This is a genomic window from Gynuella sp. (assembly GCF_050297175.1).
GTDB lineage: Bacteria > Pseudomonadota > Gammaproteobacteria > Pseudomonadales > Natronospirillaceae > Gynuella.
Window position 1 is genome coordinate 46,562 of the sequence record NZ_JBNKSF010000052.1, and the last position, 20,936, is coordinate 67,497.

Genomic DNA, 20,936 nt, shown 5'->3' on the forward strand with positions numbered 1-20,936 from the left:
GCTGTATCGGATTTAATATCGGCAGTTAAAGCACTTCAATATTGATCGTCTGTGTTTCCATGCCTTCACAGGAAACAGTCAACTCCAACATTCCCGCCTCTAACTTGGTTTCAACATAGGTGGCAATAGCACCACCTGACAATGCCACTTTAGAAGGGCCGAGAATCCGCCCAGGACCTTTCAGGCTCAATTCCACAACGGGATTCCAGAATGCCATCGGGTTACCTGCCTGATCCAGGCCTTTGATCACGATACGGGTAGCATCTTTTACACCCGCAGATAATTGCTGGTGATCTGCCTGAACCGAAAGTGTGTGTGGTACCGGATCACAGGCATAACGGCGTTCAATGACCTTCTCGCCATCCACATAACCAGCCATTACAACTTCTGACCATTCCAATCCCCATGATCCCAATTCGCTTGGCGTGACACTACGTTCATCAATGATCACTGGCGCATGCGGCAGATGCTCGAAAGTTTCACGATCAGGATAAATACGGCGGACATCACAATCACCATACTGAAATTCAATATAGTCGCAGTTGGTCAGCACCAGCAAAGGCATGACACCACCAATGGAACGCTCGCCACGGCTCCAAAAGGTGGCTGCCTGTAATACAGGTTTGACGGTTGGGTCCATCTGACTGGCGTACGCGTAAGCTGCAAATTTTTCAATACGGAACATATCCGTAATTCCGTGATAACAGATGCGATCACCAGAGCCAAAATCCTTGTGGGTGTTGTAATCGAAGAAACACCAGCCGATACAACCACTGATTCCGGAATCGCCATACATGCGGTTCATAATGCGCAAATGACGCATGGTGTGTTCGTGCTGTCTTTCTTCCTGATCAAAACGCTTGGTCGGAAACATGTGACCGTTAAATTCGGTCACGATATACGGAACCTTATGATCCAGACCAGTCACCTCCTGCTGATCCCGCAGGATTTCATCCTTACCCTCATGAATGAAATCATTCATGGTGTATACGTCTTCCAACAGGTTGCTTTCGGTAATGAAACGCACCCCACCGGTCTGACGGGTTGTATCCAGCTCATGGGCAATGGCATTGGTGCGGGTATACAGCGTATCATCGTCCTGACTTTCATTGACCCGAACACCCCACATGATAATGGATGGATGGTTCCAGTCGCGCCGGATCATGTCGGAGACATCCTGACACACCAGATCCTTCCACTCACCTTCTCCCAGATGCTGCCAACCGGGAATTTCTTCAAACACCAGAAGACCAATACGATCACAGTGATCCAGAAAATACTTTGACTGCGGATAGTGAGAAGTGCGCACCAGATCAAACCCGAGATCATATTTAATTATCTCGGCGTCTTTTTCCTGCGCCCTCTGCCCCATGGCATAACCCACATAAGGCCATGACTGATGGCGATTGATACCACGGATTTTCAGTGGCTTGTTGTTTAGTAAGAAGCCCTCCGGCGTGAACTCTGCAGTTCTGAAACCGAAGTTCTGCTGCCAGCAATCATTACCGGCATCACTGCTCAGTTCGCATTCGATCTGATACAAAGCCGGGTTACCGGGCTCCCACAGTTGCATGTTTTCCAGCTCGTTCAAGCTTACTCTGACCGGGGAGCCATCCAGCATATAGCACTTGCCCAAGTTACTCGCCAGGACTTCCCCGGAAAGATTCTTCAGATTCACCTTGACTTCAATTGCACCATTATAGTTACCAGGGTTACGGAAGAAACAATCGACTGTAACGGATTTTTTCTCTGCCAGAGTATCCTGGGTTTCAATTTTCAGATTGGCGATGGATACTTCATCCGTCACCAGAAGGCGTACATCACGGTAGATACCACCATAGGTCAGATAATCTATCTGCCCGCCAAACGGGGGAATATCCGCACGTTCACTGGCATCTACCATGACCGTCAACAAATTGTTCTGCCCATTTTTCAGAGCTTTGCCAAGATGCACTTCAAAGGGAGTATAACCACCTTTATGTTCTTGCAGCAGTTGTCCATTCAGATAGACCTGACAATAGGCCATCACACCTTCAAACAGCAAATACGCTTGACGCTTGCCGGTCACTGACTGCAATAACTCAGGCGTCAACTGTAATTGATAGGTGTACTGTCGCTGATAACATTTTTCATCAAAATAGTTGAACGGTAATTCTTCTACCGTATGTGGCAGCAAAACGTTCTGATAGTCTGCAAAATTTTCGGCAGTGGTATCAGACAGCTCAAAACCCGCTTTAAAACACCAGTCTTTATTCAATAATATTTCTGTTCTCATAATGTACCTACTGCTTAATTGAACCAAGCATGCCTTGCACAAACTGCCGTTGCATGGCAAAAAACACAATCAATGTGGGAATAGTGGCCAGTACCGTACCAACCATCACAGCCCCATAATCCGGGGTATACGCTGAAGAGAGCGACGAAATAACCAACGTCATGGTTTTCATTTCATCTGACTGCAACACAATCAACGGCCAGAGGAAGTTATTCCAGTTAGCCATAAACACAATAATGAATGCCGCTGCATACGTGGAACGCATGATCGGTATGTATATAAAGAAAAATATCTGCCATTCATTCATGCCATCCACTCGGGCCGCTTCACGTAACTCCGCAGGAAAAGCTTTGGAACTCTGACGAAAATAAAAAATGATATATACCCAGGCAACCGTGGGCAGTACCACTGCAATGTGGGTATCCAACAGACCACTTTTGGCAAACAGGGTAAACAAAGGGATCATCAAGGCGGCAAACGGAATCATCATGGTCAACAGAATAACCTGATAAACCCGCTCACGAACTCTCGACTTGAACATCTCAAAACCATAACCGGCCAGAGAAGCGACCAACAGTGTCAAAAATGTCCCCATGACAGCCACTTTGGTGGTATTCCAGAGCACCCGGCCCAGGTTCACCTGCTCGTTAAAGCTATTAAAGTTGTTGATCAGGTTGCTGCCAAATGACATGGACCCGGAAAAGATATCTGAGTTGGTATTGGTGATGCTGACGATCATCCAGAAAAACGGAAAAATGGACAAAAATGCAATGATCACCAGAAACACATAAGTCGGTATCAGATCGCGCTGGGTTCTTGAAATCATTTTTCTCTCCCGACCACCTTAAACTGAAGGACAGACAACAACGCTACAATCAATACGATCACATAGGAAACCGTGGCAGCATAACCAAAATTGGGCACAAATTTGAAAGACAGGTTATAGATATACATCGACAACGTGATAGTTGCGTTTGCAGGCCCACCGACCGTGATATTCATAACCTCATCAAACAACTGTAGAGTGCCAATGGTTGAGGTAATTGTGGTAAACAGGATAACCGGTTTGAGCATCGGTATCGTAATCTTGAAAAATTTATGACGGGCGGATGCACCTTCAAGATCAGCGGCTTCATAGATAGAACGATCAATATTCTGCAATGCCGCCAGATAAAAAATCATGTTATAACCGGTCCAGCGCCAGGTGATGGCAATAATAATGGTGACTTTGGCCCAGAAAGGATCCGTCAGCCAGGGTATGGGCTCGGAAATGACCTGTATGGCCAATAAAAAAGAATTAATCAGACCGTTGTAACTGAACATGCTTTTGAACAACACCGAATAGGCCACCAGCGATGTCACGCAGGGTAAAAAAATCGCCGTCCGCAAGATCCCCCGAAATTTCAGATTGGGGTTATTCAAGGCATTCGCCAGAACCAGCGCCAACAGAATCATAATTGGCACCTGAACGATCAGGAAAATAAATGTATTTTTTAACGCTGTCAGAAATAATGGGTCATTAAACAGTCGAACAATATTACTGAAACCGCCAAAATGCGTGACCACTCCCATTCCCACTTGGGTGGACAGCCACAAAGATTTGAGCACTGGATAAATACTGAACAGTGCAATAAGTACAAGTGAAACTGATACAAATGCCCAGCCATTGACGTTCATAAAACGATTCATAGGCGTGGTTTGCTGCCGTGCCATACACCATACCTCTAGTACAACTGGAGGGTCCGTCAATAACGAACCAGGATTAGGTAGATTAATGGTCGGAGGCTGCGGTAAGACATATCAGCGTTAACTGACCCAAAGCCCCAGGAACATATGACTTTGGGATCAGTATTACTAAAACAGTTTATCGCAGAACCAACGACCCGACGATTACAACTCTGATTCGTTATTGAACCACAGATGCAGCCTGCCGCTGGGCATTTTTCAGAGCCTGATCAACACTACCGCCCTGTAACAAGCCAGGAATTTGTGCAACCAGTGCATCTCCTACTTCATAGGTGTACAGACCGAAATTGAGGGCCGGTACTTTTTTCAGCCATTTGCTGAAGGAAAGGAACTCAGCCTGTCCGTCAAAGAAAGGATCTTTGGTGGCATAAGCAGGTCCGGTTTGGGAAGGCAGGTAAGTACCCACTGCGCCATGTTGTACCAGAATATCCTGATAGAAATCGGTATCACCGGCATAGATGGTTCTCAGGAAATCGATCGCTTCTTTTTTGGCCTTGGAGCTGTTCATTACATACCAGCTTGAACCACCCAGGTTTGACGCATGAGTCGCACCGGCAATATTCAATTTTGGAATAGGAGCAACACCCCATTTGCCACTTTGCTCAGCCACTGATTTTACCGAACCGATAATCCAAACACCGGTTGTCACGGTGGCTACTTCACCCTGATTGAAAGTGGATACCCAGTCGGCCCAACTGTTACTTGGACGAACGATACCGCTGGCAAACAGTTTCTGAATGGTACTCATAGACTCAGCCAGTACCGGATTGGTGTCCAAGGCTGGATGACCTTTGTCATCAAAGAACCAGGAGTTGGCAGAATGCATCATGATACGCAGAATACCAGAATCATTGGGATCCAGACTCAGCATGTAGGTACCGGTTTTTTCTTTAACGGCTTTGCCGATTTCAATAAAACGGTCCCAGGTCAGATCGCTCATATCTTCTTCTGTATAACCGGCTTTTTCCAAAATGTCGCGACGATAGAACAGCCCGGTCACACCAGTATCAAACGGTACGCCATAGACTTTTTTGTTCACGGTCATCAACGACACTTTATATGGTGCGAAATCTTTGTAGTTGATTTCTTTGGTCAGATCGGCAAATGATCCAGGGAATGATTGCAGATACTTCTGCGCATTATAGTCCTCAATCAAAACGATATCCGGCAATGCTTTGGTGACCCCTGACGCCAAGTTGGTGAGCAGCTTCTGCTCTACATCAGCTTTAGCGAAATCGACAATTTTAAATTTCACATCAGGATGGTCAGCTTTATAACGCTCTGCAGCCTCTTTCATGATGGCAATATTAAAATTGGGATCCCATGCCCAGACTGTGATTTCTTTACCGGCTGCCCAGGCAATGGCCGGCATAAAACATAGAACAAGTTTAGCAATCAATTTAGTTGGAATACGCATGGCGGCTTCTCTTTTATTTGTTGTTAAGTCCCACCGTCCGATCACTCGGACCAAAGGGCCTGATAACAGGCTTTGTAAGTATCGACCAAATTAGCTGGTCACTCAATAAAAATTTACCAGATATCAGTAAATATTTACTATGAGATTTTGCCTGTCAACGCCATGTCCATCATCAGCCCGGTTAGACAGCTTTGTTAGGGCAACTTTGGCGCCATACCAGATGGGTTGGTAACACGACTTTCTTGGGAATGGTACGGCCATGTAACCGTTCGATCACCAGATCAACGGCCGTTTCCCCCATCATCTCCGTATAGACCTTGGCGGTTGTGAGTGTGGGGTGCATATGCTGGGCGGTGGGGATGTCATTAATACCAATGACAGCAATATCTGCGGGGATATTGATACCGGCTTCGTGGAAGGCTCTCATAGCGCCAATGGCAAGGCTGTCATTACCTGTCAGCACCGCCTGCGGCAGTTTCTCCAGGTCCAGCAACTTTTTGGCTTGGGAATATCCCTCCAACGGTGTGAAACCTTCTGTAAAAACGTGCTCCGGCCGATAAACATCATGCTCGGACATGAACTCAATAAACGCCTTCCGCCGCTTTTCACCCAAGGGGGTATCAAACTCTGCAATGATCTCATAACCGCCGATGTAGGCGATGTTGCGATATCCCAGGCTCCACAGTTGTTCAAGTATCATCCGAACCGTTCGATCAGGATCAATCACCACACTGTCAAAGGTTTCCTCAATGGGTGATGAATCCACAAAAACCAGATTCTGACACATACTCAACATCCACTTTGAATCGTGGGTTGAATAACGGCCAATTGCGATCAGGCCGTCCATTTGTTTGAGCACCTCTTCATCGGCAGGCAAATCACGATATATCTTATTCAGGCGGATGCCCAGCTGCTGACAGCGATGCTCAATGCCCAGACGCACCCCAATGTAATAGGGGTCTTCCAGTTCCTGAGCCGGCGATAGAAAGTGTATTAGAGCCATATTCAACTGGGGCTGATGACGACTCTGACGGGCACGCTGACGCGGCGGAGCATATTCCAGGCTTTCTGCGATTTCGAAAATTTTCTTTTTTTTGGCCTGCGAAATCGACAGGGTACTGTCGTAATTCAGCACCCTGGAAACCGTTGCAGGAGAAACCTTCGCTGCCAGGGCGATATCTTTGATAGTGGCCATAAAATATACAGCAAAACCATTGATTTGGAGGGAGTAAATTATTTAACCAGACCTGGTAAATTTTTACTATGTCAAAACGAAAATTTCCTTCGAATTATTCTGCGAAAACGCCTTAAACGACCTCTGGCTCGGGCAGCCTCTGCAATGGTCGGTTTGGACAACTCTGACGCCAGATCAATTGCGTCGGCAACACCACTTTCTTAGCAATCGTCCGCCCATGCAATCGCTCCATCAACAGATCAACAGCGCTCTCTCCCATCATTTCCATATGAACTCTGACAGTCGTAAGAGATGGGTGCAGATATTGCGCGGTGGGAATGTCATTAATCCCCAGCACGGCAATATCTTCAGGAATGCTCAGCCCGGCCTCATGAAATGCACGTATGGCACCAATCGCCAGGCTGTCATTTCCTGCGACCACCAATTCAGGCATCGAATCAAGTTGCAACAACCTACCGGCTTGATCATAACCATCCTGAAGGGTAAAACCCTGAATACATATATTTTCCGGTCGGTCCAAACCCTTGGTAGACATAAATTCCAAAAAGGATCTGCAGCGTGCCTCGCTGTGACACTGATCGACCTGATTAGGAAGCGCATAACCACCGATGTAGGCAATATTGCGATACCCCAGCGCCCAAACCTGATCCAGCATCGCCTGCATCAGGTGCTCCAGGTCAATCACCACACTGTCAGCCCAATCATCGCCCGGGGATGAGTCAACAAATACCAGATTCGGACACAGCTCATATATTCGCTGCGCATCCGCACTCGAATAACAACCCGTGGCAATCAGGCCATCCAGAGTATCGAAAGCCTCATGTCCATGCGCTGGATCCAGGTATATCCGCTGTAGAGGAATACCCAGTTGCTGCAAACGCTCCTCCACTCCCAGTCGTAACCCGGTGTAGTAAGGATCCGAATCATGTAACTCTTCGGTTGGGGAAAGATAATGCAGCAGTGCAATATGCAATTTTGCGTTCGGTCGGCGACCGCGCTGCCTCGGCGGAACATAATTCAGTTTACCGGCAGCCTCCATGACTCTTTTTTTAGTCGCCTCTGAAATAGACAAAGACGCGTCATTGTTCAAAACCCTGGATACAGTCGTCGGTGAAACTCCGGCTGCCTGGGCAATGTCTTTTATAGTAGCCATAAATTATGCAGCAACAGTCAATATGAAATAGCAGAAATTATTTAAGCAGACCCGGTAAATTTTTACTATTCTTTTGATCGGGCTTAACAGATCCGATTTATACACTAAATCGTTGATTTTGCCTGAATTGACACCAATAACATGGGTTCGCATTCTATCGAAAAGGTCCTGGTACATGTTCAAAACGACAGTTTCTCTGGCTGAACGTTTTTTTGCTATGGAATCAGCTGGAGGTTTACTTCTGGTCGGTTCTGCAATCCTGGCAATGCTGCTTGCCAACTCTCCAATCGCGGCATACTACGACCTGCTGATTGAGACACCCGTAGTATTGCAGGTAGGCGCACTGGAAGTCGCCAAGCCCTTACTGTTGTGGGTTAATGACGGTCTCATGGCTATTTTCTTCTTACATGTGGGCCTTGAACTAAAACGGGAATTAATGGATGGTCAACTGTCCGGTCCCGGTCAAGTTGTTCTGCCGCTGGCTGGAGCTATCGGCGGCATGGCTGTACCTGCTCTGTTTTACACCGCATTCAATTTTAACGATCCGGTCGCCATGCAGGGCTGGGCAATACCAGCAGCAACGGATATCGCCTTTTCTCTGGGTATTTTATCCCTGCTGGGTGCCAGGGTCCCCACCAGTCTGAAATTATTTCTAACCTCTCTGGCCATTTTCGACGATGTCGGCGCTATTATTATTATTGCAGTCTTCTACAGTGCACATATCTCTATGATCTCGCTGCTCATTGTAGCCGTCTGTATTGGGTTACTGTGGCTGCTCAACAGCAACGATGTTATGGCGAAAACCCCTTACCTGATCGTTGGTATGATCATGTGGGTAGCCACCCTTAAGTCAGGTGTCCATGCCACTCTGGCTGGAGTCGTACTCGCGCTGTTTATTCCACTTAAGAACCCCAACCCATCCCAGCCATCTCCTCTGAAAGACCTTGAACACGAACTGCATAGCTTTGTGTCATTTTTCATTTTACCGTTCTTCGCATTCTGTAATTCCGGCATTCAACTCACCGGGCTCACTTTGCAACAGGTTGTACAGGGTATTCCCGCTGGTATTGCCAGCGGCCTGTTTCTGGGAAAACAAATCGGAGTCATGGGCTTCTGCTGGCTGGCCATTAAACTGAAACTGGCAAAACTGCCTGATCAGGTTCACTGGGGATCATTCTGGGGCGTTGCAATTCTGTGCGGAATCGGCTTTACCATGAGCCTGTTTATATCTTCTCTGGCATTCGAAGATGGCGGCAGTATTCAGGTAATTGATCGACTTGGAATCGTTATTGGCTCCCTGTTATCCGGCATTGCAGGGTACCTGGTACTGAAATACAGTCTGAAGGAACAACACGGCCAAAAATCAGGTTAATCCAGCGGCTTCTGCCACATCTGTGCCGTGCCGGCTTTGGGGTCCAGCTCATAGCCGGCGAATCCGAATCTGCGATACGCCTTCCGGGCAATCTCATTCCCTTCCAGAACCTCTAACGTTAGCTTACAACAGTTTCGTTGGCGCGCGACCTGTTCCACAACGGTCAGCAATTGCCGGGAAATTCCTTGTCCACGATAATCGGCGTGCACTACAACATCGTGAATGTTTACCAACGGGCGGCATTTAAAAGTGGAAAACCCCATAAAACAATTAACCAGCCCAACTGCCTCCTGCTGTTGATAACACAACAGTGAAAACGCACCAGGTACTGCTTGGAGTTTTTCGACCAAATGGCTACGAACATACGAGCTCAACGGCTCGCCACCTCCCATCGGATCATGGGCATAATGATCCAGCAGGTAGACTAAGTCATGACCATGCTGCGGATTCTGATAATCGGCAAAAATAATACTAAAAGACATGATGTCTATATGAAAATGAAGGTCTGACCGATCTTTGCCACAAAGACCGGTGCCGACAGTTTATGAACAACCAATATCACATTTGTGATTGAATATAATTTTCGAGACCGGTCAGTTTGATCAATCGCAACTGCTGTTCCAGCCAATAGGTATGATCTTCCTCGGTATCCTGTAGCTGTTGCAACAACATATCGCGAGTGACGTAATCTTCAGCCTGTTCACACAGTGCGATAACCCGCCGTAAAGATTTAACCACGCTGTATTCCAGTTCCAGGTCATTCTGCAGACAACTGGTGACATCGGTGCCCACATTCAATGGTGAGCGTTTACTCAAATCCGGTTTACCTTCCAGAAACAGAATGCGTTTGATCAGTGCGTCTGCGTGTCCGCGCTCTTCTTCCATTTCGTGATTGAGACGCTCATAAATTTTGGAGATGCCCCAATCCTCATACATGCGGGAATGAATAAAATACTGATCGATTGCAGTCAATTCACCTTCCAACAATACATTGAGTTCATTGATGATATTGCTGTCACCTTTCATTCTGCCTCTCCCGTTTCCACTAAAGCCGGTTAGTATAGCCTTTTTTATTGAAAAAACTAAAACACCTCATTAAACCAACCGGTGACAATCGTCCCTGTTGGTTTAATGAGCATTATAACGCATTGTTATTTAATAATTTTTTGCCAGTATCCAACATCGATCCAGCGGTCAAATTTGAAACCAACCTGAGGAATTTCCGCAACTTTTTTTAAGCCAAATTTTTCATGAAGTGCCACACTCGCGGCATTCGGCAAAGCAATTCCACCAATCAAGGTATGGATGGAGGTCTGCTCTAAGCGGTTTAATAATTCTGTGAACAACTGAGTTCCAAACCCTCCGCCAGTAACCTGATGATCCAAATAAACACTCGCCTCGGCCGTATAACGATATGCTGCCCGCTCCCGAAATACACCGGCATATGCATATCCGACTACCTGATGATCCTGCTCAATGACAATCCATGGTAAATTAAGATCTTCTAATTTAATAATACGCTGACACATCTCTTCAGGAGTCAGACAAATCTCCTCAAAAGTGATAACCGTGTTAAGTATGTAGTGGTTATAAATTTCAGCGATACGCTCAGCATCTTCACACGTAACATTACGAATCATGTCAAAAATCCTTTGAAAGCTATTGGATGGACTAAAATTTACTGACGCCTGTCTCAACAATTTTGAGCAGAGTGATCTATCCTAAATACTTGTGACCTGCTGATTCAGCAATAGCCATTGAAATCAGTGACACCATGGCCAACCCATTTGAGCAGCCAGAAGGCTAAATGGCCGTTTCCCCAGGCATTTTCGGCCGGCTGGAATTAATGACAGACAGCATCCATTCTTTAGGATATAGAATAACCGGAACACACAATGATCAATCTCGCCATTTTTGGTACAGGCCGCATCGGCACTGTTCATGCACTGAACGCAGCAGCAAACCCGGAAGCGAATGTTAAATATCTGGTTGATCCGGTGCGCTCCCATCATATGACCGAACTGGCAAAAAAAACAGCCGCTCTTGAAGCGGACGTTGATACCGTATTTGCAGATGAAGATGTACATGGCATTGTGATCGCCAGTTCTACAGACTCTCATGCAGATCTGCTGATGCGCGCCGCCCGCGCCGGTAAAGCAGTATTCTGCGAAAAACCGATCAGCCTCGACTTTGCAACCACCATCAGTACCGTTGAGTCATTGGAACAATCGGACATACGCTGCATGATGGGGTTTCAACGACGTTACGACCCGGACTTTCGCACCCTAAAAGAACGGCTCAGCAATGGCACCGCCGGCCATATCGAACAGATCTTAATGATCTCCCGAGATCCATTTCCACCACCTATCGGTTATATCAAACGTTCAGGCGGTATGTTTCTCGATCAAAGCATTCATGACCTGGATATGGCTCGTTATCTTCTGGGTGAGGAAATCAAAACAGTTTATGCGGTAGGTAATTGTCTGGAGAATGCTGCTATCGGCGATGCCGGGGATATTGATACCGCCATGATCACTTTGACATCAATCTCCGGTCGGTTCGTTCAAATCAGTAACAGTCGTCGCTCAGCATTTGGTCTGGAACAACGGGTCGAAGTACTCTGCAGTAAAGAGGTATTATCTATCGGCAACCGCGGCCATAGCCTGCTGACGATTGCCGACCATCAGGGCCTGACCAGTTCACAACCGGAAAACCATTTTATTGATCGCTTCGCCTGGTCCTATAGAGCTGAAATGCAGGCTTTTATTGAACTGATTGAAACCGGTACCCCAGCCCTGACCAACATCAGGGATGGGCTGGAAGCCCAGCGCCTGGCTGTGGCTGCGCTGGAGTCCATGCATACTGGCAACATTGTAGAGCTTGAGCGTTAGCTTAGAAATCTTTGTTTGGAGTGCTCTCCATCGATAAAGAACATATGGCCGCATACTGACGAATCACCGAATCATAGCCTGATTCCAGTGCCTCCACCGTCAAAGCATGACCAATGGAAACTTCAGCAATATCGGGTATCGTCAAAAACATAGCCAGATTCTGCAAGTCAAGATCATGCCCTGCATTGACCTCTAAATTGGCTTCTCTGGCGGCCAGTACACTTAAGCGAAACTGCTCATACACCTGATCTTCCTGAGGCGTCATAAATGCCTGAGCCCAACTCTCAGTATACAGCTCCACCCGATCTGCACCGATTGCTTTGGCTTTGGCCATATTCTCCGGGACCGGGTCCATAAACAACGATACTCGCACATCAAACCGCTTAAGCTTTTCAATAACCGGCTTCAATGTTTCGGTACCGGCATCCAGATCATAACCGTGATCAGAGGTAATCTGCCCAGGCTGATCAGGCACCAGAGTGCATTGATCCGGCCCGACATCAAGAACCATATCCATGAATTCATCAATTGGATTGCCTTCAATATTCAGTTCGGCTTCCTGAAACTCTTCCAGCAATGCCCGTAAATCATAAGCATCCTGATAGCGGGCATGGCGCTGATCAGGTCGAGGATGAATCGTCAGTCCACGAGCTCCATTTTGTAAGGCCCGGCGGCCAAATTTAAGAATACTTGGATAATCTCTTCCACGAGAATTCCGCAATAACGCGATTTTGTTTAGGTTGACGCTGAGCGCTGTCGGCATGGCTACGTCCTGAAAGTAAAACGACGTTGGGAGAATCGAAGGAAGGGTATTGTAATGCAAACGAAATGTCGACACAGCTAAAACCATTTTTCAGCAGTGCCGTGCCGATTTCCAGGTATTCCACCAGTTAACGGAATACCTGAAAGCCCATATTAACAGCCAGGTTTAACGAGAGTTAACAGCGTCCCGTTCATCCATGACATCCGCAAACATACTGACGGCCTCTACAGCATCCTTGGCTCCATCCCGGATCTGCAGGATCACTGACCCTGCCTGGGTAGCCAGGTCAACACCATGCTGAGCCTGATCCTGGCAGAGGTTCATGCTTTTGATGGCGGTATCCGTTCCACTCTGCATTTTTTCAATCATGGAAGAGATTTCCTGGGTTGACTGGCTGGTCCTACCTGCCAATTGTCTTACCTCATCAGCCACCACAGCAAATCCCCGCCCCTGATCTCCCGCCCGGGCAGCTTCTATGGCGGCATTCAGCGCCAATAGATTAGTTTGATCTGCAATTCCGCGAATAGTATTGACAATAGCCGTAATCTCACCGGATTGACGACCCAGCTCAGCAACCACTTCAGCAGATTGGCTGATAGAGTTGGCGATACTTTTCATTTCCTGGGCCGCGCTTTGTATCACCTCGGTACCGTGTTCAGCCACCCTCTCAGTTTCAGACGCTATATGGTAAGCCCTCGATGCATTCTGTGCCTCCATCTCTGATTGAGCGATATTCTCAGTAATGTCTGTCGCCAGCTTAACCACCTTTACAATCTTGCCATGTTCATCAAACACCGGGTTATAGCTCGCTTCCAACCAGACAACACGACCATGTTTTCCGATTCGTTTGAAACGGTTCCGTACGTACTCTCCTCGACTTAAACGCGACCAAAAGTGCCGATATTCATCCGAGGATACATAATCGTTTTCACAGAACAGGCTGTGATGCTGACCAACAATCTCTTCCGACCGGTACCCCATAGTTTCCAGAAAATTCTTGTTGGCCGACAATATTTCACCTTGTGGCGAAAACTCGATAATAGCGTTAGATCGATCAAATGCATCCAACTTAGCCTTGAGTCCGCTATCGGCCATATGGGACAAAGCAGTCACATCAGTATTGATCTCAAATAGTTTCACCACCCTGTTGTCAGCGTCTTTAGATGGAATAATAACGCTGGAAACCCACAGTTTCCGACCACCTTTGGTCTCTAGTTGGCGATGAGATGACTTTGTATTTCCCTGACATGCTTGGTGCCAATAGGACCGGTATTCGTCTTGCGACGAAAAACCAGCACAATAAAGCTGCTGATGTGTCATGCCAGACAACTCGGCCAATGAATATCCAGAGAGAGTCTGAAACATCGTATTGGCAGTAATAACTTTTCCACTAACATCAAATTCAATAACTGGGCTGGATTGTTCAACCAAATCCTTAAATCTTTGCTGATCACCAAGCAATTGTTTTGTATCGGAAGAGCTCTGGAAAAATTTAAACATTGTCGAATCTCATTGAAACAAATAAACCATACTGAAAGCTCTTAAAAACCGTGATAGCTGAGCCCTATACACTTACCAAAATACGATAGCTACGATTACTTTCCAGGCACACAAAAAAAAGCTCAATGACAGAACTATTTTTTTATACAGCTAAAAACGGAATGAAGAATTTTTCATGAATTCCCATATTTGATAGGCTAGTTAAGAACAGAAATAAAGCAAACAAAATAAGTCTTTAGCATGTTAAATGCCCTAACAGACAAATATCAGAATCGCTACAACCTATTGATTTAAAAAGCTAATAACAGCATCTTGTTTCTTTGATGCGTCCATGCATCAATTTGTAAATTCGACAGATTTTATGACAGCACGACGCAATGATTATCCGAATAACCGTTAAGGCTGAGTGGCTTTCAAATCCTGTAGACGGTTTTCCAATGCGGCCATACTTGCTGGCACATCAACTTTCACACCAAGGTCTTTAAAAGTTGACCCAAAAGCATGCAGGGTTCGAAACAGGTTATGGACCCTACACTGTTCTCCCATTTGTCCAATCCGAACAATATGAGGGCCAAAGGAACTGGCAATTTCCACCCGATAATTGTGGGAGATGTGTTGACAAACCTCGGCTGGCTGCAATGTTTTCGGTAAAGCAATGCCCAGTACTGAATTCAACCGGGCTGGAGGCTGTACATACAAGTTAAGACCCAAAGCTTCGATTCCAGCCTGCAGAGCCAGCGAGCAATGCTGATGACGGATATATCGCTGCTCCAGCGTTTCTTCGCACACAAGCCGCATAGCTTCATGCAATGCCAACAGCCCTGACACTGGAGCGGTATAGTGATATGACGCCTGATGCCAGAACTTAGTGGCGAGGCTGGCATCCAGAGTCCAATGCCGCATTGGTTCAGTACGGGCGTTTACCCGCTTCCAGGCGGCATCGGAAAACGCCACCAGGGAAACACCGGGAATGGACGACAACCCTTTCTGCCCACCAGTAATAACGGCATCCACCCCCCACTCATCCATTTTCAAAGGCATGGTGCTGAGGGTACAGACAGCATCAACAATCACCAGACAATCATGCTCTCTGGCAACTGCCGCAATTTCATCTAAGGCGTGGTTGTGCGTGGTATTGGAAGTCTCCCCCTGAACGATCGTCAATACCTCCGGTTTAAATCGAGCCAATATCTCAGCCACCTGTTTCGGATCTGTACTGATACCATCGGCAATTTTCAGCTGTTCGACTTCTGCACCCGCACGCATTGCCATTTCCGCCAAACGGTTGCTGAAGAAACCATTACAGATGCTCAAAACCCGGGTTCCCGGCCAAACCAGATTGGCAACCGCCATCTCCATGGCTGCCGACCCTGGGCCGGCAACACCGACGATCCATTCCGACTGAGTCTGGAAAATGTAACGAGCCATGCGCTTAACCTGATCGATCACCCTGGCCATGACTTCGCCAAGATGGTTAATCACAATACCATTCGCTGCCGCCACAGCCTCAGGAATCGGTACAGGTCCGGCCCCCATCATTAATAAAGGTTCATCCGGCAATATCTGATAAAGCTGATCAATCTTAGGCACATCGATAGGCATAGCAGTTCAAACTCATCTGGCAGTTAAAGAACCATTCAATGCTATCATGAGCCCCAAAACAGCGCATGAAATATCTTTTGGGCCTCTACTCGAGGGATATTCTCCCAAGACCAACCTCATAACGACAATTTCACATTTTTATGGCAGCATATCGATTCACAGCATTTTCTTGCTTATTCCAATATGCGAAACTTTTAATTGGCTGCGAATTGGTACATAAAAGAAAAACCTTTGCCTGATTCTTCAGGTATATTTGCCATCCGGTCGCAAACATCTCTCCTACGCTTTATATTGACAGATAAAGGATCGATAATGATAAAAATAGCCTTCTGCCTGATGGTGCTCCTTACTATCTCAACTGTAACTACGGCAGAAACCGTAGTAACAGTCCGAGCACCCGAGTCTCCTACCGATAAACGTTATGACTATGATAATGCCGTGATCAAGCTGGCATTGGACAAGACCGTTTCAAAATATGGCCCGTATCGGATTGTATTATCTCCCGTCCTTACTTATGCCCAGGCACTTGATGTGCTGGCCAATAACACCTTGAACAATTTTGTTATGAAAAACAGCTACAGCCAGGATGTTGCCAGTCAGTCCGGATTCGTAGAATTTCCGGTAGATCTGGGAATAGTGGGCTATCGGGTCTGTTTTACCTCTGTCGACAACAAACCCAAACTTGCTCAAGTTAAGACGATCGATGACCTTAAAGCATTTACCAATGGTCAGGGCACGGGCTGGGCAGACGTAGACATCCTTCGACAGAACGGGTTTAACGTTCGCGAAGTGGCTCATTATGAAAGCTTATTCCTGCTGACAGCACATGGCTCTATCGATCTGTTCTGTCGGGGTACTAATGAGTTGTTACCCGAATATGAAGAGTTCAAAAAATTTCCTGACCTGACCTACGACGAAACTTTCTCACTGGCATATCCATTACCCCGCTTTTTGTTTACTTCAAAACAGAATCAGGAGCTGGTCAAACGTCTGGATGAGGGCATTAAGATGGCTTATGCAGATGGCAGCCTGCAAAAACTGTGGCTGGCAAATTATCAAGACAGTATCAATTTTGTACGTCTGGATAAGCGAAAAATTTTCTATATTGACAACCCTCTTTTACAAGGGCTGTCAGATAGTTACAAACAGTACATGTATAAACCGTAACAGGTACTCAGATATCAGACAGCATCAAGGCTGGTACATATATTTTTGATAATCGACTGGCAGATCCTTAATTAAAGGATTTTGGATATGAAAAATTTTTCTTTTATCCAGACGTACAAAGTCGATGCTGTCCTGATAACTCTCCAACCATAATTTCTGGAGAGACCCATCTGCATAAGCCATCTTAATACCGTCATCCAGACGTTTGACCAAATCCTGATTCTCCTTGGACGTAAAAAAGAATCTAGGCAGTGGATACTGAATGGCAAATGTTTCATCGTAGGTCAAATCAGGAAACTTTTTATATTCCTGATATTCTTTCAACAACTCGTTGGTACCACGACAAAACAGATCAACAGAGCCGTGTGCCGTCAGCAAATACAACCCCTCACGATGCGATACTTCGCGAACACTGAAACCATTCTCCCGCAGGATTTTGACATCTGCCCAGCCGGTACCCTGGCCATGGGTAAACCCTTTCAAATCATCAACAGTCTTAACCTGAGCAAGATTTTCTTTGGTTTCCCGGGACGTGAAACACACCCGGTAACCCACAATCCCCAAATCCACTGGAAACGCCACAAACGCGGTCTGTTTGGCCAGAGAGTCGGTATAACTTGTCTTCATGACAAAATTTGTCAATGAATTATGGATAATTGCCTGTTTGGATTGAGCAGAGGTCATTCTGGGAGCCTCAGTCAGGCGATATGGTCCATAAGTGGAAACAGTTTTATCCAGTGCCAGCTTGATGAGTTTATTGCCATATGCCATACCATTGTCATTCACAACTTCAGGAGTTCTGATCGTAACAACAGTCTCTTCTGCGGCCATGGCCAGAAATGGAAATCCTGCCAAAACTGCCACACAGAAAATTACTTTTATCATTTTTGCAAACCTTCCTACTATATGATTAAGCGACCACTACAGTGGACCGGCCAAAGACGCTTGCCCATTTTTGACGTGTTTTGATTTTTTTGCTTTGGTAAGTGTCCAAAGTTTCGCACATTGGTTATTGAATGAGAATGCTGTCTGTTATTTTACTCAAGGAAAATAATGATCCATCTCACAGTACGGAAGCACTTATGCCTGACACCGGGTTTGTCAATAGAACATTGATGCATCCGGACGGTCCTGACATATTGACGAACCCGCGATTTTACCAGACAGAGTTAGGTAACAATGTGACCAATACCAGACAATCTGATGCGATCGCTCTGTTATTTCCACACCCAACGTAGGGGCTCACCAAAGTCATCATAGATCCAGTGTTTGCGTGGTTTATCTTTGCTTTTTTGAGGAGGGGGAGGAGATTTACGTTTACGGGCATCGATTTTCTTCAACAGCTCACCCACAGGATGACGCTCTTCCCGGGTGCCATTGAACTGCAGAGGGATACTCCAGGGATTCAGAACATTGTCACCGGATTTGCCATTCTCAATGTTCTTGACTTCACCGCCTTGAGACAAAAACTTCTCCACTTCCTGTTCAAGGTGCTCCCGAAGCTCTTTTTTGGTTGGGCGTTTATTAGCAAGCATGATCATGTCTAGCTGTGTAAACAAACCCAGTATTTTAGCACCTTAGAGCGGATATTTTCATCAGGCAGCGATAAATTCCTTCACCAGCTGCCAGAACCCGGTAATTTTTTCAATCTCTCCACAGAACACCGGTTTAACATTAAAACCTCCGGATGGTCGTCAACCATTAAGGTCTGACATAATATGAACAACACCTTTTGAATCAATAACAGACCAGGACACCCCGTGAGCACAGAAACCAAACGTGGCTTTACCACCCAGATATTGCACGGTGATCGTCAGAGCACCATTGAACATGGTTCAAACTGTAAACCCATCCATACTGCAATCGCCTACGGCTACAAAGATGCAAGAGAGATTGCAGAAGTATTCCAGGGCACCAAGCCCGGATACTCCTACGGTCGCCAGAATAATCCCACGACCACGGCACTGGAAAACAAAATCACCACCATGGAACAAGGTACCGGCAGCATTGCCTTCTCCACCGGTATGGCGGCAATCAGCGCAGTCATGATGACTTTGCTGCGCCAGGGAGACCATCTGATTGCCAGCCGCTTTATATTTGGCAATACCAACAGCTTTCTGAATACCCTGATGAACTTTGGCATTGAAGTCAGCTTCGTGGATGCTACCGACAGCACTCAAATCGCAGCTGCCGTACAACCCAACACCAAAATGGTGTTTGTGGAAACGATTGCCAATCCATGTACTCAGATTGCCGACCTGAAGAACATTGGCCAACTGTGCCAGGAAAAACAACTGGTGTTCGTCGTGGATAACACCATGACCTCCCCATACCTGTTCAAACCAATTAAAGTGGGGGCATCACTCTCAATCAACTCCCTATCCAAGTGCATTGCCGGTCATGGTGATGTACTTGGCGGCGCCGTCACAGAGCTGGGTCAGTTTGACTGGAGCCGCTACGACAACATCATCGACACCTATAAAAAAGGCGATAGCCGCAACTGGGCACTTACCCAGATCAAGAAAAAAGGTCTGCGCGATACCGGCGCCACCCTGGATTCCATGGCTGCTCACCACATTGCCATCGGCGCCGAAACCCTGTCCCTGCGGATGAGCAAAATCTCTGACAACGCTCTGAAGCTGGCACAATTTCTGAGTCAGCAGGATAAAATCGTCAAAGTCTTCTATCCAGGGCTGCCAGAGCATCCAGAACACGAAAGGGCCGCAGAACTGTTTATGGCCTATGGTGGCCTGATCAGCATCAACCTGGACCCGGCCATCGACTGCTTCGAGTTTCTTAACCAACTGCAGGTGCCGATTATTTCTTCCCACCTGGGCGACAACCGCACGCTCATCATCCCAGTGGCCCATACCATCTTTTATGAAATGGGACCGGAACGCCGGGCAAGCATGGGGATTGACGACAATACCATCCGGATTTCCGTTGGCATCGAAGACATTGAAGACCTCATAAACGACTTTGACCGGACACTAAATGGATAAACCCGGTCACTGTAACGACCTGCCACGCCCTAGTGTCGTGTCTCAAATAAAACGCATATTTAAATGGGCCGCCGAATTCACTTCGCAACTCTATGTTAAGTTCAGCAAACGGCGTCCCAGTCTTCGAGAAGCCCTCAAGACGCCCACCGCTTCATTCCAGCGCTTGACAAGGGAATGACCATCGCCTGCGAGCTGCACCTCGTTGTGAACATCTTGAGGTGCTTGTTTAATATAGGTTTTATTCAACACACTACACTAGGGCCTGCTCCACTGATGCAGCTTCTGCAAGGTAATGCGAAAGGGATTCGGCAGGTCCTCCGGCTCAATACTGTCAAACAGATTTTTGACCGCCAGCCCCAGCTCTGTATCACCACTGATCACAAGCTCACGTTGAAAAAACAACGTATCAGGATCAACCGTCCGCGACATTAATTTCAAAAAAGCACGGATTGGCCCTTTGATCCGGCTTTCACTCTGCGTCTGCCCAGGCCGCATCAGAAAATGCTGGTGTTCATCGACCGTAAACGACCAGCACATAGCGGCATCTGTTAGCTCAATCGTGACCCAGCGCCCCTGTAGAAAATCGAATTCATCTTCCGCCAGTTGCTGCCGGAAACACTGAGTGACAACGCTGGAAACCAGCCGGCTTTGTAACGATACTGGTGCCAAAGCGAAGGTTTTCAGCCATATCAACGACATTCGACTGGCAACATTCAGTACCTGAGTTGATTCAAACACATGACCTCCACGGTCAATCCCTAACAATAGAACAATTCTAGAGACTCGATAGTTAAGCGAATTGATATCCATCAATCCGCCACGTGCACGCTTATCTAGAATGGTGAGTTTTAAT

19 protein-coding genes are annotated in these 20,936 nt (G+C 46.8%); 4 read left to right on the forward strand and 15 right to left on the reverse strand.

Annotation, left to right across the window (positions count from 1 at the left end; genetic code table 11):
* Positions 1-25: 25 nt before the first annotated feature.
* The 6 genes from ACQY6I_RS20195 to ACQY6I_RS20220 form a co-directional block, all read right to left on the reverse strand.
* Complete coding sequence (locus tag ACQY6I_RS20195; protein WP_428243318.1) at positions 26-2,275, reverse strand: glycoside hydrolase family 2 protein; 2,250 nt, start codon at positions 2,273-2,275, stop codon at positions 26-28.
* Between the two features lie 7 nt (positions 2,276-2,282).
* Complete coding sequence (locus ACQY6I_RS20200; protein ID WP_428243319.1) at positions 2,283-3,101, reverse strand: carbohydrate ABC transporter permease; 819 nt, start codon at positions 3,099-3,101, stop codon at positions 2,283-2,285.
* Complete coding sequence (locus tag ACQY6I_RS20205; protein ID WP_428243320.1) at positions 3,098-3,988, reverse strand: carbohydrate ABC transporter permease; 891 nt, start codon at positions 3,986-3,988, stop codon at positions 3,098-3,100. The genes ACQY6I_RS20200 and ACQY6I_RS20205 overlap by 4 nt, the downstream gene beginning before the upstream one ends.
* A 193-nt stretch (positions 3,989-4,181) precedes the next feature.
* Positions 4,182-5,438, reverse strand: coding sequence for an ABC transporter substrate-binding protein (locus ACQY6I_RS20210; RefSeq protein ID WP_428243321.1), 1,257 nt, complete (start codon positions 5,436-5,438; stop codon positions 4,182-4,184).
* Positions 5,439-5,619: 181 nt separating this feature from the next.
* Complete coding sequence (locus ACQY6I_RS20215) at positions 5,620-6,633, reverse strand: LacI family DNA-binding transcriptional regulator (RefSeq protein ID WP_428243322.1); 1,014 nt, start codon at positions 6,631-6,633, stop codon at positions 5,620-5,622.
* Positions 6,634-6,745: 112 nt separating this feature from the next.
* Complete coding sequence (locus tag ACQY6I_RS20220; RefSeq protein WP_428243323.1) at positions 6,746-7,786, reverse strand: LacI family DNA-binding transcriptional regulator; 1,041 nt, start codon at positions 7,784-7,786, stop codon at positions 6,746-6,748.
* A 175-nt stretch (positions 7,787-7,961) separates the two neighbouring features.
* On the opposite strand from ACQY6I_RS20220, the gene nhaA reads away from it, so the two are divergent.
* On the forward strand, positions 7,962-9,158 hold the full coding sequence (gene nhaA, locus ACQY6I_RS20225; RefSeq protein WP_428243324.1) for a Na+/H+ antiporter NhaA: 1,197 nt from the start codon (positions 7,962-7,964) through the stop codon (positions 9,156-9,158).
* Here the strand turns inward: nhaA and ACQY6I_RS20230 are convergent.
* From ACQY6I_RS20230 to ACQY6I_RS20240, 3 genes are all read right to left on the reverse strand, one after another.
* Positions 9,155-9,640: a GNAT family N-acetyltransferase gene (locus ACQY6I_RS20230; RefSeq protein WP_428243325.1), complete on the reverse strand. Its 486-nt coding sequence runs from the start codon at positions 9,638-9,640 to the stop codon at positions 9,155-9,157. The genes nhaA and ACQY6I_RS20230 overlap by 4 nt on opposite strands.
* A gap of 76 nt (positions 9,641-9,716) precedes the next feature.
* Positions 9,717-10,184 (reverse strand): bacterioferritin, encoded by a 468-nt coding sequence (bfr, locus tag ACQY6I_RS20235; RefSeq protein ID WP_428243326.1) that lies wholly within the window; start codon positions 10,182-10,184, stop codon positions 9,717-9,719.
* 125 nt (positions 10,185-10,309) lie between these two features.
* Positions 10,310-10,798, reverse strand: a complete 489-nt coding sequence (locus ACQY6I_RS20240) for an N-acetyltransferase family protein (protein WP_428243327.1) — start codon at positions 10,796-10,798, stop codon at positions 10,310-10,312.
* A gap of 255 nt (positions 10,799-11,053) precedes the next feature.
* On the opposite strand from ACQY6I_RS20240, the gene iolG reads away from it, so the two are divergent.
* Complete coding sequence (iolG, locus tag ACQY6I_RS20245; RefSeq protein WP_428243328.1) at positions 11,054-12,049, forward strand: inositol 2-dehydrogenase; 996 nt, start codon at positions 11,054-11,056, stop codon at positions 12,047-12,049.
* Position 12,050: 1 nt separating this feature from the next.
* Here iolG and ACQY6I_RS20250 read toward each other — a convergent pair whose 3' ends face one another.
* The 3 genes from ACQY6I_RS20250 to ACQY6I_RS20260 all read right to left on the reverse strand — a co-directional run bounded on the left by ACQY6I_RS20250 (position 12,051) and on the right by ACQY6I_RS20260 (position 15,914).
* Complete coding sequence (locus ACQY6I_RS20250; RefSeq protein WP_428243329.1) at positions 12,051-12,812, reverse strand: pyridoxine 5'-phosphate synthase; 762 nt, start codon at positions 12,810-12,812, stop codon at positions 12,051-12,053.
* A gap of 165 nt (positions 12,813-12,977) precedes the next feature.
* A complete protein-coding gene (locus ACQY6I_RS20255) occupies positions 12,978-14,312 on the reverse strand; it encodes a methyl-accepting chemotaxis protein (RefSeq protein ID WP_428243330.1) in 1,335 nt (444 codons plus the stop codon).
* A 396-nt stretch (positions 14,313-14,708) separates the two neighbouring features.
* On the reverse strand, positions 14,709-15,914 hold the full coding sequence (locus ACQY6I_RS20260; protein ID WP_428243331.1) for a pyridoxal-phosphate-dependent aminotransferase family protein: 1,206 nt from the start codon (positions 15,912-15,914) through the stop codon (positions 14,709-14,711).
* Positions 15,915-16,226: 312 nt separating this feature from the next.
* Between ACQY6I_RS20260 and ACQY6I_RS20265 the strand changes: the two genes are divergently transcribed.
* Positions 16,227-17,081: a hypothetical protein gene (locus tag ACQY6I_RS20265; RefSeq protein ID WP_428243332.1), complete on the forward strand. Its 855-nt coding sequence runs from the start codon at positions 16,227-16,229 to the stop codon at positions 17,079-17,081.
* A 24-nt stretch (positions 17,082-17,105) separates the two neighbouring features.
* Here ACQY6I_RS20265 and ACQY6I_RS20270 read toward each other — a convergent pair whose 3' ends face one another.
* Together ACQY6I_RS20270 and ACQY6I_RS20275 are read right to left on the reverse strand one after the other, a co-directional pair.
* Entirely contained in the window at positions 17,106-17,966 is an 861-nt protein-coding gene (locus ACQY6I_RS20270; protein WP_428243333.1) for a hypothetical protein, read from the reverse strand.
* 332 nt (positions 17,967-18,298) lie between these two features.
* A complete protein-coding gene (locus ACQY6I_RS20275) occupies positions 18,299-18,616 on the reverse strand; it encodes a hypothetical protein (RefSeq protein WP_428243334.1) in 318 nt (105 codons plus the stop codon).
* A gap of 225 nt (positions 18,617-18,841) precedes the next feature.
* Here ACQY6I_RS20275 and ACQY6I_RS20280 point away from each other — a divergent pair, with 225 nt between their 5' ends.
* On the forward strand, positions 18,842-20,083 hold the full coding sequence (locus tag ACQY6I_RS20280; RefSeq protein ID WP_428243335.1) for a cystathionine gamma-synthase family protein: 1,242 nt from the start codon (positions 18,842-18,844) through the stop codon (positions 20,081-20,083).
* Positions 20,084-20,338: 255 nt separating this feature from the next.
* Here the strand turns inward: ACQY6I_RS20280 and ubiT are convergent, their stop codons facing one another.
* A complete protein-coding gene (gene ubiT, locus ACQY6I_RS20285; protein WP_428243336.1) occupies positions 20,339-20,821 on the reverse strand; it encodes a ubiquinone anaerobic biosynthesis accessory factor UbiT in 483 nt (160 codons plus the stop codon).
* Between the last annotated feature and the right edge of the window lie 115 nt (positions 20,822-20,936).